Annotated in this window: 14 protein-coding genes; 7 read left to right on the top strand and 7 right to left on the bottom strand. The window is 72.0% G+C overall.

Translation table 11 applies throughout. From position 1 onward, the window contains the following. Positions 1-15 precede the first annotated feature (15 nt). From BLT76_RS17820 to era, 4 genes are read left to right on the top strand one after another with little or no spacing between them, the layout of a single operon-like run. Positions 16-1380 carry an FAD-binding oxidoreductase gene (locus BLT76_RS17820; RefSeq protein ID WP_090859280.1) on the top strand — a complete coding sequence of 455 codons (1365 nt, stop codon included), beginning with the start codon at positions 16-18 and terminating at the stop codon, positions 1378-1380. Beyond that, positions 1377-2660 carry a class I SAM-dependent methyltransferase gene (locus tag BLT76_RS17815; protein ID WP_090859278.1) on the top strand — a complete coding sequence of 428 codons (1284 nt, stop codon included), beginning with the start codon at positions 1377-1379 and terminating at the stop codon, positions 2658-2660. Before BLT76_RS17820 ends, BLT76_RS17815 begins: the two co-directional genes overlap by 4 nt. 13 nt (positions 2661-2673) lie before the next feature. Next, a complete protein-coding gene (locus BLT76_RS17810; RefSeq protein WP_090859276.1) occupies positions 2674-3453 on the top strand; it encodes a siderophore-interacting protein in 780 nt (259 codons plus the stop codon). Further along, a complete protein-coding gene (gene era, locus BLT76_RS17805) occupies positions 3450-4373 on the top strand; it encodes a GTPase Era (protein ID WP_090859274.1) in 924 nt (307 codons plus the stop codon). The genes BLT76_RS17810 and era overlap by 4 nt, the downstream gene beginning before the upstream one ends. A 64-nt stretch (positions 4374-4437) precedes the next feature. On the opposite strand, the gene BLT76_RS17800 is transcribed toward era, so the two are convergent. From BLT76_RS17800 to BLT76_RS17785, 4 genes are read right to left on the bottom strand one after another with little or no spacing between them, the layout of a single operon-like run. Beyond that, positions 4438-5250 carry a septum formation family protein gene (locus BLT76_RS17800; protein WP_090859617.1) on the bottom strand — a complete coding sequence of 271 codons (813 nt, stop codon included), beginning with the start codon at positions 5248-5250 and terminating at the stop codon, positions 4438-4440. Further along, positions 5247-6062: a septum formation family protein gene (locus BLT76_RS17795; protein WP_244509464.1), complete on the bottom strand. Its 816-nt coding sequence runs from the start codon at positions 6060-6062 to the stop codon at positions 5247-5249. The genes BLT76_RS17800 and BLT76_RS17795 overlap by 4 nt, the downstream gene beginning before the upstream one ends. Before the next feature lie 38 nt (positions 6063-6100). Continuing rightward, positions 6101-6832, bottom strand: a complete 732-nt coding sequence (locus BLT76_RS17790; RefSeq protein ID WP_090859272.1) for a GAF and ANTAR domain-containing protein — start codon at positions 6830-6832, stop codon at positions 6101-6103. A 6-nt stretch (positions 6833-6838) separates the two neighbouring features. After that, on the bottom strand, positions 6839-7678 hold the full coding sequence (locus BLT76_RS17785; RefSeq protein WP_090859270.1) for a sigma-70 family RNA polymerase sigma factor: 840 nt from the start codon (positions 7676-7678) through the stop codon (positions 6839-6841). 305 nt (positions 7679-7983) lie between these two features. On the opposite strand from BLT76_RS17785, the gene BLT76_RS17780 reads away from it, so the two are divergent. Together BLT76_RS17780 and BLT76_RS17775 are read left to right on the top strand one after the other, a co-directional pair. Next, positions 7984-9936: a SpoIIE family protein phosphatase gene (locus tag BLT76_RS17780; RefSeq protein ID WP_139175654.1), complete on the top strand. Its 1953-nt coding sequence runs from the start codon at positions 7984-7986 to the stop codon at positions 9934-9936. Positions 9937-10032: 96 nt separating this feature from the next. Further along, complete coding sequence (locus tag BLT76_RS17775; protein ID WP_090859267.1) at positions 10033-10377, top strand: STAS domain-containing protein; 345 nt, start codon at positions 10033-10035, stop codon at positions 10375-10377. Positions 10378-10387: 10 nt separating this feature from the next. Here BLT76_RS17775 and BLT76_RS25795 read toward each other — a convergent pair whose 3' ends face one another. The 3 genes from BLT76_RS25795 to BLT76_RS17765 all read right to left on the bottom strand — a co-directional run bounded on the left by BLT76_RS25795 (position 10388) and on the right by BLT76_RS17765 (position 12130). Beyond that, positions 10388-10531: a hypothetical protein gene (locus BLT76_RS25795; protein WP_170867124.1), complete on the bottom strand. Its 144-nt coding sequence runs from the start codon at positions 10529-10531 to the stop codon at positions 10388-10390. A gap of 281 nt (positions 10532-10812) precedes the next feature. Beyond that, positions 10813-11298, bottom strand: coding sequence for a flavodoxin family protein (locus tag BLT76_RS17770; protein ID WP_090859264.1), 486 nt, complete (start codon positions 11296-11298; stop codon positions 10813-10815). Positions 11299-11311: 13 nt separating this feature from the next. Beyond that, positions 11312-12130, bottom strand: coding sequence for a sigma-70 family RNA polymerase sigma factor (locus BLT76_RS17765; protein ID WP_090859262.1), 819 nt, complete (start codon positions 12128-12130; stop codon positions 11312-11314). 129 nt (positions 12131-12259) lie between these two features. Here BLT76_RS17765 and BLT76_RS17760 point away from each other — a divergent pair, with 129 nt between their 5' ends. Continuing rightward, entirely contained in the window at positions 12260-14143 is a 1884-nt protein-coding gene (locus BLT76_RS17760; protein ID WP_170867123.1) for a PAS domain S-box protein, read from the top strand. The last annotated feature ends 23 nt before the right edge of the window (positions 14144-14166 follow it).

Raw genomic sequence — 14166 nt, 5'->3', positions numbered from 1 at the left:
AGTAACTTGCACATCGTGAGTCGTGCGAGTGCCTGGGAGGCGCACGAGCGGGCCGTCCAGCGGCTGCGTGCGTCGTACACCGCGATCCCCTCGGGATCGCCGGTCCGGTTGGCCAAGAAGACGTCCAACCTCTTCCGCCCCCGGGCGGCGACCACCGCACCCGGGCTGGACGTCTCCGGACTGACCGGAGTGATCGAGGTCGACGCGGCGGCGCGCACCGCCGAGGTGCAGGGCATGTGCACCTACGAGGACCTCGTCGACGCGACCCTTCCGCACGGGCTGATCCCGCTCGTCGTGCCTCAGCTGCGGACCATCACCCTGGGCGGCGCCGTCACCGGTCTCGGCATCGAGTCGACCAGCTTCCGCAACGGGCTGCCGCACGAGTCGGTCCTCGAGATGGACGTCTTCACCGGTGCCGGCGAGGTCGTCACGACCCGCCCCGGTGACGACCTGTTCGACACCTTCCCCAACAGCTACGGCTCGCTCGGCTACGCCACCCGACTGCGGATCGAGCTCGAGCCCGCGCCGTCGTACGTCGCCCTGCGCCACGTGCGGTACGACGACGCCGGTCTGCTGACCAAGGCGCTCGCCGAGATCATCGAGACCGGCGAGCACGACGGCGTCCGCGTCGACGGTCTCGACGGCGTCGCGTTCGCGCCGGGCGAGTACTACCTCACCCTCGCCACCTGGCAGCACGAGCCTGGGGAGACCAGCGACTACACCGGCCAGGAGATCTACTACCGCAGCATCCAGGCGCGGGAGACCGACCTGCTGACGATGTACGACTACCTCTGGCGCTGGGACACCGACTGGTTCTGGTGCTCGGGCGCGTTCGGCGTCCAGGACCCGCGGGTCCGCCGGGTGTGGCCGAAGCGCTGGCGTCGCTCGGACGCCTACCACCGGCTGATCGGCCTCGACAACCGCTTCGGCATCGTCGACCGGCTCGACCGCCGGGCCGGTCGCCCGCAGCGCGAGCGGGTGATCCAGGACGTCGAGGTGCCGGTCGACCGGCTGCCGGAGTTCCTGGACTGGTTCGACGAGGCGGTCGGCATGCGCCCGGTGTGGTTGTGCCCGCTGCGGCTGCGCGGCGACAAGGAGTGGCCGACGTACCCGCTCGAGGTCGGCACGACCTACGTCAACGCCGGCTTCTGGGGCACCGTCCACGTCGGCCCCGATGCGCCCGAGGGTCCGACCAACCGGGCCATCGAGGCTCGCGTCCACGAGCTGGGCGGGCACAAGTCCCTCTACTCCGAGGCGTTCTACGACTCCGAGACCTTCGACCGGCTCTACGACGGCCCCCACCTGGCCGCCGTGAAGCAGCGATACGACCCCGACGACAGGCTCACGAGCCTCTACGACAAGGCGGTGAAGAAGCGATGACCCTCCTGAACAAGCCGACGGTGAGCATCGGCGAGGCGGTGGCCTCGCTGCTGCGCGACGGCATGCCCGTGCGGTTCACGGCGTACGACGGGAGCAGCGCCGGTCCGGCCGACGCCGACATCCGTCTCCACCTGGTCAACCAGCGCGGCCTGGCCTACCTGCTGACCGCCCCCGGCGACCTCGGCATGGCCCGGGCGTACGTGGCCGGCGACCTGGAGCTGCATGGCGTGCACCCGGGCGACCCGTACGACGCGATGAAGCTGCTCCAGAACCACCTGCGCTTCCGCAAGCCGACCGCTGCCGAGGCGCTGCACCTGCTGCGCGGCCTCGGCATCGCCAACCTGAAGCCGCCGCCGCCCCCGCCCCAGGAGCACCTGCCGCGCTGGCGCCGGGCGATGGAGGGCCTGCGCCACTCGATGGCCCGCGACGCCGAGGTGATCCACCACCACTACGACGTCTCCAACGAGTTCTACGAGATGGTCCTCGGTCCCTCGATGGCCTACACATGCGCGGTCTTCCCCGACGTCGACGCGACCCTCGAGCAGGCGCAGGCCGAGAAGTTCGACCTCGTCGCGCGCAAGCTCGACCTGAAGCCCGGCCAGCGGCTGCTCGACGTGGGCTGCGGCTGGGGCGGGATGGTCCGCCACGCCGCCAAGGAGTACGGCGTGCAGGCGCTCGGCGTGACGCTGTCGCGCGAGCAGGCCGCGTGGGCCAAGCGCGCGATCGACGAGGAGGGCCTGGGCGACCTGGCCGAGGTGCGCCACCTCGACTACCGCGACGTACTCGAGGGCGACTTCGACGCGGTGAGCTCGATCGGTCTGACCGAGCACATCGGCATCAAGAACTACCCGTCGTACTTCTCCTTCCTGCGCAGCCGGCTGCGCCCGGGCGGGCGGCTGCTCAACCACTCGATCACCCGCCACGACAACGTCTCCACCGACACCGGCGCGTTCATCGACCGCTACGTCTTCCCCGACGGCGAGCTCACGGGCTCGGGCACGATGATCGCGTCCGCGCAGGACGCCGGCCTGGAGGTCGTGCACGAGGAGAACCTGCGCAAGCACTACGCGATGACGCTGCGCGAGTGGTGCCGGAACCTGGTCGAGAACTGGGACGACTGCGTCGCCGAGGTCGGCGAGGGCACCGCCCGGGTCTGGGGTCTCTACATGGCCGGCAGCCGGCTGGGCTTCGAGCGCAACGAGATCCAGCTCCACCAGATCCTCGCGTCGCGTACGACGGACGACGGCGACGACGGATTCCCCCTGCGGCCGTCCTGGTGACTAACCTCCACAGGTGAGCACGAGAGCCCAGCAGCACACCGCGGAGGTCCTGCGCCGCGAGCCGCTCTCGCCGCACCTGCTGCGGCTGGTGCTCGGCGGTCCCGGGCTGGCGGAGTTCGCCTCCACCGGGATCGCCGACGAGTGGGTCGGTCTGGTCGTGCCCGAGCAGTTCCAGAGTCGCTACTACACGGTGCGCTCCTGGGCCGGCGGCGAGCTCACCCTCGACGTCGTCGTGCACGACGTGGGCCTGGTGACCGAGTGGGCGCAGCGGGCCGACGCGGTGGTGGGGGAGACCGTCACGGTCACCGACCCGAAGGGCTCCTTCCTCCCGCCCGGCGACGCCGGCTGGCTGATGCTCGTCGGCGACCTGACCGCGCTGCCGGCGATGGCCCGGATCGCCTCCGAGACCACGCTGCCGACGCGGATCTGGGCCGAGGTCCCGGAGCGGCCGGAGGGCTACCTGCCCGCCGGGGCCGAGGTGACCTGGCTCGCTCAGCCCGGCGACGGGCAGAGCGCGCTCGCCGAGGTGGTCGAGGACCTGGTCTGGCCCGAGGGACCGGGCTACTTCTGGATGGCCGGCGAGTCCGCCCAGATGCGGGCCATCCGCAAGCACCTGATGCGCGAGCGCCAGCTGCCGTCGACGTCGTACGACGTGATGGGCTACTGGCGCGGCAACGCGCAGCGCCAGCCACGCGCGGTCGACCCCGGCCCGATCTGGCGGGCCGGCAAGGCGGCAGGCAAGACCGACGAGCAGATCTGGGCCGAGTACGACGACGCGAGGGAGCAGTCATGAGCACCGACGAGCACAAGAGCGGCTTCGTCTCCTTCGTCGGCCGGCCCAACGCCGGCAAGTCGACGCTGACCAACGCGCTGGTGGGCCAGAAGGTGGTCATCACCTCCGACAAGCCGCAGACGACCCGCACGGTCGTGCGCGGCATCGTGCACCGCCCCGACGCTCAGCTGATCCTGGTCGACACCCCCGGCCTGCACCGCCCGCGCACCCTGCTGGGCGAGCGGCTCAACGACCTGGTCGCCACCACGCTGGGCGAGGTCGACGTCGTCGCCGTCTGCTTCCCCGCCAACGAGAAGATCGGGCCGGGCGATCGGTTCATCGCCACCGAGATGGCGAAGGTCAAGCGCACGACGAAGGTCGCGATCGCGACCAAGACCGACCTGGCCACCCCCGAGCAGATCGGGAAGCACCTGCTCAACATCCAGGCGCTCGGCGCCGAGATCGGTGTCGACTGGGCCGAGATCGTCCCGGTCTCCGCGAAGGAGGGCGACCAGATCGCCCTGCTCCAGGACCTGCTGGTCGCCCTGCTCCCCGAGGGCCCGCAGCTCTACCCCGACGGCGACCTCACCGACGCCCCCGAGGAGATCCTGGTCGCCGAGCTGGTCCGCGAGGCGGCCCTCGAGGGCCTGCGCGACGAGCTGCCCCACTCGGTCGCCGTCGTCGTGGAGGAGATGCGGCTGCGCGAGGACCGGCCCGAGGACAAGCCTCTCCTCGACATCCACGCCAACCTGTACGTCGAGCGCGACTCGCAGAAGGGCATCATCATCGGCCCGAAGGGCGCCCGGCTCCGCGACATCGGCACCCGGGCCCGTCAGCAGATCGTCGCCCTCCTCGGCACGCCGGTCTACCTCGACCTGCACGTGAAGATCGCCAAGGACTGGCAGCGCGACCCCCGCCAGCTCCGCAAGCTCGGCTTCTGACCGCGACCCGTCACTCAGTGACGCCTGGCGTCGGCGTGTCGGGTCATTCAGTGACGGGTCGGCGTCAGTCGGGAGCCCAGCAGCGGCCGTAGGTCTGGCCGGCGGCCCACTGCTCGGCGGTCGGCCACTCGTAGCCCCACTGGTAGTCCAGCGGGTCCTCGGCGGCGTCGCGCCCGGCGTCCTGGCAGGGGGTCTGCCCTGCCTCCCGCACGTCGGCCTCGCCCGGGTAGCCGCCGTCGGGGAGCTCGACGACGGAGACCGCGCGCCAGGCGTGGTCGCTCGAGCACAGCACCCGGGCGAAGTCGCGGGCGTCGGGCGCAGCGGTGCCGCACATGCCCCAGCGGTCGCGGCCCTCCTGCTCGTCCAGCACGCCGTCCAGGCGGCCGGTGACGGTCGCGAGGTCGTCGGTGCCGGCGACCGCGATGACGTCGCAGCGGTACCAGTCGGCGCCGGCGTCGGACTGCTCGACGGTCGGGGTGAACCAGACCGCCCGGAGCATGCTCAGCCGCAGGTCGTCCTCGTCACCGCCGACGAACCCGCCCAGCTGCTCGGGGCAGGTCCGCGCCACCTGCTCGCGGACCCGGGTGGAGTCGATGGCCAGGAGGTGGCCGTCGACGACGGTGTCCACCCGGCCGACGGCGTACGTCTGAGAGGTGTGCCGGCGGTCGCAGTCGACCGCCGGACGGTCGTTGGTGGGGGCCAGCGCCTCGCCGTACGCCAGGCGGTAGCAGGCCTCCGCGGCCGGACCCGGCACCGGCGTCGCGCTCGGGAGCACGCTCGGGGTGGGGGTCGTCGTGGGCCCGGGGTCCGGGTCCCCGCCGCCGGAGCAGCCGGCCAGGAAGATCGCGGCCGCCGCGGCGACCGCCCACCTCCTCATCGGGCCGTCTTCGCCCAGCAGACCGAGCGCCGGTTGCCCGCCTCCCACTCCGCCTCGCGGAACCAGGTGTAGGCGAAGTCGTAGCTGACCGGGTACTGCAGCCAGGCGCTCACCGACCTCGAGCAGTAGTCGCGGGTCGTCACCTCGACCTTGCGGTCGCCGGGGTAGGGGTCGTCGGCGTCGCCGACCTTGATCGTCGTGACCGCCCGCCAGTCGTGCTTCTCCGAGCAGGGGATCCGCGGCGCGTTCGGCACGCTCGGGCCGGCCACGCAGGCCATCCACTGGTCGTCGGGCTTGCCCTCGAGCATGCCGGCGGCGTCCTCGGGGAGGTCGACGTACGACGCGGACTGCTCGCCGCCGCCGATCAGATCGCAGCGGTACCACCGCGCCCCCTTGTCCCACGCCTTCTCCGAGGGGCGGAACCAGGCCCAGCTCAGCACGGTCCGCATCACGGTGCTCTGGTCCGCCTCCAGGAACTCGGTGAACGCCTTCGAGCAGGCGCGGTAGGCGAAGGCCCCGAGCCGGCGATCGTCCTGCTCGGCGTCCGCGAAGGACTCGGGAAGGTCGCCGACGGCGAAGGTCTGGGCCGTGTGCGGCTCGGCGCACGCGACGACCGGGCTCGCGTTGCTGGTCTCGGCGACGTCCTCGGGGGTCAGCACCCGGCAGACGCCGTTGGCCGGAGCCGCGACCGTGTCGGACGGATCGGCCTTCGCCTCGGAGTCGCCGTCGCCGCAGCCGGCGAGCAGTGCCGCGGCCAGGACCAGCGCCACCGCTCGCAGGGGGAGCGGCCGGAGCCGGGAGTCGCGCAGCACGGGCGCGATGCTACCCGCGGGACCCTGGCCGGCCCTGATCAGGCGGGGTCCAGGTCGCCGAGCGGGGCGTCGACGCGAGCCGCGCCGAGAACCGGCAGCTCGCGGGACTCCAGGACCATCTGGGCGACCTCGCGCAGCTTGACGTTGTTGTCGTTGGAGAAGCGCTGCAGGACGGTGAACGCCGCTTCGTACGACACGTCGTACCGCACGGCCAGGACGCCCTGGGCCATCCCGATGTCGTGCCGCGACTCGAGCGCGGCCTCCAGGTTGCTGACCAGGCGCGCCTGGCTGAGTGCCTCGGCCGCGTGGGTGGCGAAGATCAGCGCGGTGTCCACCGTGTCGGTGTCGAACGCGCCGGAGCGCGCGGCGTACAGGTTGAGGGCGCCGAGGGTCCGGTCGCCGGCGTGCAGCCGGATGGCCAGGACCGAGCGCACCCCGTGGTCGAGCGCGACCCGGGACCACCGCGGCCAGCGGTCGTCGGCGTGGAGGTCGTGGGCGATCCGGCTCCCCGCCTCGAACGCGGCATCGAGGCACGGCCCCTCGCCGAGGGAGTACTGCGCAGCGTCGACGGCGACGACGAGGTCGTCGGTCGCCGCGACGTTCTCGGCCCGGCCGCGCCGTTGCCGCAGGGTGATGCCGCAGTGATCGGCGGCCGGTACGACGTCGACGGCGCGCCGGACCACGCGCTCGAACGTGACCTCGCCGGGGTCGGCGAGCAGGTCCTCGGCGACCTGGGCGAAGTACGCCGCCAGCCGCATGCCGTCGCTCATCGGACCTCAGCCGACCTCGTCGCGCATGTTCTGCAGGATCCGCGACAGCAGCCGCGAGACCTGCATCTGGGTGACCCCGAGGTCGGCACCGATCTCCTCCTGCGTGCGGTCCTCGAAGAAGCGCAGGTAGAGGATGCGGCGGTCCCGCTCGGAGAGCCGTCGTACGACGGGCGCCAGGGCGACCCGCGCGTCTGCGGCGTCGCGGTCGTGGTCGTCGTCGGGGATCAGGGCGCCGAGGGTGGTCGGGGACTCCTGACCGATCGGCAGGTCGAGGGACGTGGGTTGGAAGCAGCCGAAGGCCTCGATCGCCTCGCGGTACTCGTCGACGTCGATATCGAGATGGTCCATGACCTCGACGTCGGTCGGCTCGCGGCCGAGCCGCTGGCCCAGGTCCTCCAGGGCGTGGTTGACCCGCCACTGCAGCTCCTGGACCCGGCGCGGCGGGCGGACCGTCCAGCCTTGGTCGCGGAAGTAGCGCTGCAGCTCGCCGCGGATGGTGGGGACCGCGTAGGTGAGCAGGTCGTTGCGCAGCCGCGGGTCGAACCGCAGGACGGCCTTGGTCAGGCCCTCGTAGGCGACCTGCACCAGGTCGTCCTGGGCGATCCCGCGGTTGCGGTAGCGCGAGGCGACGGCCTCCGCGACCCCGCGGTTGATCAGCACGACCTCGTCGAGCAACTCGCGGCGTGTCGTCTCGTCGGCGTCGCAGGCGAGGTCGAGCAACTCGGCGGTCCGCTCGGACCGCTGCTGGCGGGTCAGGCCGCGATCACCGTCCCGCGAGCCGGTGGCTCGCGCCTCAGAGCGGCGACGGTCGGTCGTGGCGTCGTTCGTAACGGTCGAAGCGGTCATGGAGCGTTCCCATCCCGAGATGGTGCCCTCGCCGGTCTGCTCCAGCGAGGTGGTGCAGCAGCCGTTCCAGATCTCGACGCTACCGGAGGGAGCGAGGAGTGCAACCCGACACGGTGTACACCTGTTCCGCTCCTACCCCGGCGCTGGTCCAGACAACCGTCGTTCTCGGGGAAACCACCCGATCGGGTGGCGCGTTTCGCCTGGGCGACCAAGGGTTACCTCAGGGCGACCGCCCGACGGGCCCGACGGAGATCCGTTCGGGCAGGATTCAGCGGACCACCAGCGGACCAGGGAGGGAGCGGCGCGTGAGCACGGACGACGAGCTCAGGGCTCAGCTCGACGACCTGCTCGGAGCCGATACCGACACCGACTCGGTGCTCGCCGCCTTCGAGCGGGCTCCGTCGCTGCTCGCCGTCTGCGAGGGGCCCGACCTGGTCATCACCGCGCTGAACGACGCCGCCCGACAGGTCTACGGCGACCGCGTCGGGCAGCCCGTGGCGGAGGCGCTGCAGGCCCCCGACACCGAGCGGATCCGCGACTGGACCGAGCAGACCTTCCGGACGGGGCGGCCGGTGGTCGACCAGGTGTGGCGCGTCGCCGCGGTCGAGGGGGACGACGTCGACGGCTGGCTCAGCTTCTCGATGGTGCCGAGCCGCGCCGGTGACGGCACTGTGCGCGGCGTCGTGACGCAGGCGGTCGACGTGACCGAGCGTGAGCTGTTCCGCATCCGCGCGGAGCAGCAGGTCCAGGATCTGCAGCACCGCCTCGACCTGGCTCGCGACAACCTGGTGGACCTCCACGACGCGCTGCTGCCCGAGGGCCTTCCGCTCGCGCCGGGCGTCGAGCTGGCGGCCCGATACCTGCTCGCCGAGGACGGCGCCCGGGCCGGCGGCGACTGGTTCGACGCCATCGCGCTGCCCGACGGACGGATCGTGGTCGTCGTTGGCGACGTGGTCGGTCATGGCGTCCGCGCCACCGTCGTGATGGGCGAGCTGCGCACGCTCTTCGAGGAGCGGGTGCGTCCCGACGGTGACCTGGTGGCCGCCCTGGAGCTGCTCGAGCGGCGCGCGGGCCGGGTCCCGCAGGCTCGCGCGGCGACGGTCTGCGCCGCGCTGATCGACCCCGAGGCCGGCACCCTGACGTACTGCACGGCCGGCCACCCGCCTCCGTTGGTGGTCTCGGCCGCCGGCGGTGCGACGTACCTCCCGGTCACGGGGTCGGGCGCCCTCGGGTCGGGACTGCCCTTCGTCCTGGCCGAGCACCGACTCGCCGTCGACGACATCGTGCTGCTCTACAGCGACGGCCTGGTCGAGCGGCCCGGTCGCTCGCCCGGCGAGAACACCCTCGACCTGGCCCGGGTCGCGGCCGACGCCGTACGACAAGAGGAGCCGGGCGGCGGGGAGCGCGTCGTGCAGCGTCTGGCCCGGGCCGCCGTCGAGCAGCTCACCGCCTCCTCCGGGTACGACGACGACATCACCGTGCTCGCCGTACGCCGGGTCCGGCTGCCGGAGCCGCTGCAGATGACCGTGCCTGCGTTCCCCGACACCCTGCGAGCCGTTCGCCAGAACCTCGGCGACTGGCTCGCCGACCTCGGCGTCGGCCAGATCGACGAGCTGGCCCTGCAGCACGCGGTCGGCGAGCTGGTCAGCAACTCGGTCGAGCACGCCTACGAGCCCGAGCGCTCGCGCCAAGAGGCGATCGTCTCGGTGACGGCCTGCCTGGTGCCTGGGGGACTGGTCGAGATCGAGGTGGCCGACCGCGGGACCTGGCGGCGTCCGGGGCCGGCCGGCGGTCGCGGTCGCGGCCTGGCGATGGCCAGCGGCTTCACCGACGACCTCCACGTCACCCACGACGCGCACGGAACCCGGGCGGTGCTGCGCCAGCGACCGAGCACGCCGGTCGACCTGCTGAAGGGCACCGCCACCGCTGCGGTCGTCACCTCCGCCCCGATGGAGATGGAGCACGACGGCACCATCGTCCGGTTGCGCGGGACCCTCGATCACCGGTCCGCCGACGAGTTGCGGCGTCGCCTCTCCCACGCGACCCGGGGCGGGACCATCGGCGTCGTCGTCGATCTGGGGGGCGTGACCCACCTGGGCAGCGCCGGCGTCCAGGTCCTGTATGACGAGATGATCCCGGGCCGCGACGACGGGTCCGGCCTGACCCTCGTGGCGCCGGCCGGCTCGCCGGCCCAGCACGTCCTGGAGCTGGTGCGGCTGCCGTACGCCTCCGACCACGAGGTACCGCCCGCAACCTGAGCATTTCCCGAGAAGTGCACCGGACCAGGAGGTTTTCACCCCGGAGGGTGAGGGCCCTGGCTGTACGCCCTGGTCTGGACAGCCTAGGGTCGGGCTATGGAAGAAAGGCCGTTCTCGGCAACGCCCAGCCCGGGTCTCCTGACCGTCAGCGGGTCCGTCGACGAGTACGCCGTCATCGCGCTCCGCAACGCCCTGCGGGAGCAGACCGCGGACTACACCACCTCATTGTCGGTCGACCTGACCGACGCCGACTACCTCCCCAGCGTCGCCGTGAGCGTGCTGGTGGCGGCGATGCGCTCCAGCGAGCAGAACGGTGCCTCGCTGTCCCTGGTCGCCGCTCCGGGCACCATCGCCCAGCGTGTCCTCATGGTCTGTGCGCTGCCCTACCGCGAGACCGTCGACGAGGAGAACACCCCGCCCGACAACCCGGTCGTCGCCTGACCCGACCGCCTCACCGCGTGAGCAGAGCCGCCACGGTGCCACCCAGGCCGTAGGCGGCTTCGTGCTGTTCGGGGCCGACGTCGCCGACGACCTCGAGGATCTCGGCCGACTGGCGCCAGCTCAGGGCGCCGACGATCGCGAGGACCGAGCGCACCGCACCGCACCGGTCGTGTCGTACCGACCATGGACGTAGAGGCCGAACGGCTTCCGGCCGCCGCTGCGTTCCGAAGAAGTGCTGCTACGCGAGCCGACCTGCGACGTCGTCCATGGTGGATGAACTTGTCGTCGTGACCTGCGACGATGGTCATGTCCCGACAACAGGCGTCCCCGGGGCGCCCGAGGTTCGCCGAACCGGAGTGAGTAAGGAGCGACTCACGGGGCGATCGCACGCGTGGCCCGCGCGGGGCCTCATGTAGTCCGCTCCGGACCCGGGACTCACCCACTCACCAGGGCCGACAGGGTCGCGCCGAGTTCGTAGGCAGCCGCTACGTCGGTCTCGGTGACGTCACCGAGTACGTCCAGCACGTTGGCAGCCTGTCGCCACGGCAAGGCACTCACGATGGACAGGACCGAGCGAACCGCCCCAGCCGTGTCGTAGCGGCCGTGGACGTAGAGCCCGAACGGCTTGTGGCCGCCGTCGCTCCCCGAGGCCGAGCCGTGGTCCGACAACGAGCCGCCGATCTCCAGGAAGACCGTGTCGAAGAAGTGCTTGAGCGCGCCGCTCATGTACCCGAAGTTCGCCGGCGTGCCGAGCAGGCAGCCGTCGGCGGCGAGCACGTCGTCCGCCGTGGCCTCCAGGGCCGGACGGACCACGACCTCGACCCCCTCGATCACGTCGTCCTGGGCACCTGCCACGACGGCGTCGGTCAGAGAACTGACCGACGCCGTCGGGGAGTGGTGGACGACCAGCAGCCGGGCCACGGGTCGAGGAAGGTCAGCGCAGCGAGGAGGCCAGGCCGGCGCCCTGGGGGGCTTCCGCGGTGAGGTCGTCGCGCATCTGGCCGAGGATCCGGTTGAGCAGCCGCGAGACCTGCATCTGGGTGACGCCCAGCTCCTCCCCGATCTGCTGCTGGGTGCAGTCCTCGGCGAAGCGGAGGTGCAGGATCCGCCGGTCGCGCTCGGAGAGCTGACGCATCACGGGCTGGAGCATCACGCGGGCCTCAAGGGCCTCGCGGTCCGCCTCGTCGTCGAGGGTGAGCAGGTCACCGACGGTGACGTCGCCCTCCTCGCGCACGGGGTGGTCGAGCGAGGCGGGCTGGAAGCAGCCGCGGGCCTCGAGGGCCTCTAGGACGTCGGAGACGGGAACGTCGAGCTCGGCCGCGATGTCGGCGGCCGGCATCGGGGAGCCGTCGTGGCTGCCGGTGCGCCGCAGGTGGTGCACCTTGGCGTGGATCTCCTGAATCCGGCGCGGCGGCCGCACGGTCCAGCCGTGGTCGCGGAAGTAGCGCTTCAGCTCGCCGGACATGGTCGGCACGGCGTAGCTGAGGAAGTCGCGCTCCTGCGCGACGTCGAACTTGCGGGCGGCGCGGACCAGCGCGCAGGCGGCCACCTGCTCGAGGTCCTCGAGGGCGACACCCCGGTTCCGGAACCGCCGGGCGACGGCGTGCGCGACCTGGAGGTTGAGCACCACGACCTCGTCGAGCACCTGGGTGCGCCGCTCGTCGGAGCAGGTCGCGGCCTCCGCCAGCAGGGAAGCGGTCTTCTCCCGCCGGACGTCGTCGGGCGTTTCGCGGTGGAGCGCTCCAGTGGTCATGAGGTCCTCCTGCCCCGTGAGTCGCACAGTTGAAACTCCAACCAGGGAAACTTCACCCCCATGGGTGACTCGGACCGCAGGCCGGTCCAGACACGCGCCGGTCGCTCGGCTCCGGTACGTTCTGCGCCCATGAGCCCGGTGCCGACCATCGTCATCGTGGACGACGCCGCCGACGTACGCCGACTGCTCCGTACCCGGATCATGCTCTCCCGACGCCTCGAGGTGCTGGCCGAGGGTGCCGACGGACAGGAGGCCATCGACCTGGTCTCCCAGCACCGGCCCGACCTGCTGCTGCTCGACGTGTCGATGCCCGGGATGGACGGCCTCCAGGCCCTGCGCGGCATCCGTGCGGCGTCGCCGGAGACCGTCGTGGTGATGTACAGCGGCTTCGAGGAGCAGGGTCTGGAGGCCCAGGCCCGGGTGCTCGGCGCGGCGGCGTACCTGCAGAAGTCGGGCTCACTGGGCAACCTGGTCGACGACCTGATCTCGGTGCTGCACGGCCAGAACCCGGAGCCGGACCGGCCTCCCGCCCCCGGGCCGGGCGAGCCGGTCATCGAGGCGCACGTCGAGCGGTTCCGCGAGGTCTTCGAGGACGCCGCGATCGGGATGGCGACGCTGACCCTCGCCGGTCGGGTCGTCCGGGCCAACCGGAGCCTCGCCCGGGTCGCGGGCCGGACCATGGGCGAGCTCGTCGGTCTCGACTACACCGAGCTGATGGACGGCCAGGCGCAGGGCCTGGCCCCGGTGCTGGATCGGATCGTGGCCGGGGGCGAGGACGCCGTCCAGGTCGAGCACACCGTCACCGGTCGCCCGGGCCTCACCCTGCTGGCCACGGTGACGCCCGTGCGCGATGCCGCCCGTGCGCCCCTCTACCTCTTCCTCCAGGCGCAGGACGTCAGCACGCAGCGCGGGGCCGAGCGACGGCTGCGGCAGAGCGAGCAGCGCTTCCGCCTGCTGGTCGAGACGGTCGCGGACTACGCGATCTTCATGCTGGACCCGGACGGTCGGGTCGCCAGCTGGAACATCGGGGCCCAGCGCACCTCGGGCTACCACGCCGACGACATCGTCGGTCAGCACTTCCGGGTGTTCTACCCGCCCGAGGTCCAGGGGGCCCGGCATCCCGAGCACGAGCTGGAGATGGCGCTGCGGGACGGGCGCTACGAGGAGGAGGGCTGGCGGATCCGCAAGGACGGCAGCCGGTTCTGGGCCCAGGTCACCCTCACCACCGTGCGCGACGAGACCGGCCGACACCTCGGGTTCGCGAAGGTGACGCGCGACGTGACCGAGCGGCTGCACGCCGCCGAGGCCCTGGAGTCGGCCAACGAGACCCTGCAGCGGGTGGCCGACGACCAGGCCCAGTTCCTCGCCGTCACGGCCCACGAGCTGCGAGGTCCCGTGGGAGTGCTGGCGATGTCCGCGGAGACGCTGCACCGGCACTGGGCGGAGCTGTCCGAGTCCGAGCGCGGAGAGTTCCTGGTCGGGATGAGCTCCAGCGCCGGGCAGCTCAACCGGCTGCTCACGGACCTCCTGACCACGTCGCGGCTCCAGGCGGGCTCGCTCGACCTGCGGCCCGAGCAGATCTCCGTCCGACAGCACGTGTCCGTGCTTGCGACGACGCTGCTGAAGGCGCATCCTCAGGCGGAGGTGCTCCTTGATGGGGACAGGGACGCCACGATCTTCGCCGACCCCGGAAGGCTGACGCAGGCGATGGACAACCTGCTGACCAACGCGCTGCGCCACGGCCGCTCGCCGATCCACGTCGGCGTGCGCCCGCGCGGCGACCTCGTCGACCTCGTCGTGCGCGACTCCGGGGACGGGGTGCCCCCCGAGATGCGGTCGCGACTGTTCGAGCGGTTCGCCACCGCGAGCAGTGGCGGCACGGGCCTGGGTCTCCACATCGTCCGCGAGCTGGCCCGGGCTCAGGGCGGAGACGCGTCGTACGACGCGGGGGACCGAGCCTTCGTGCTCACCCTGCCGGCCGCGCCGACCACCGACTCCTCGGAGTCGTGGTGAGGCGCCCGTGACGGACGATGCCG

Origin of the sequence: Nocardioides lianchengensis (genome assembly GCF_900101465.1) — a bacterium.
Lineage (GTDB): Bacteria > Actinomycetota > Actinomycetes > Propionibacteriales > Nocardioidaceae > Nocardioides > Nocardioides lianchengensis.
The sequence above is the reverse complement of the archived record's forward strand: the minus strand, read 5'-3'. Positions and strand labels throughout refer to the sequence as shown.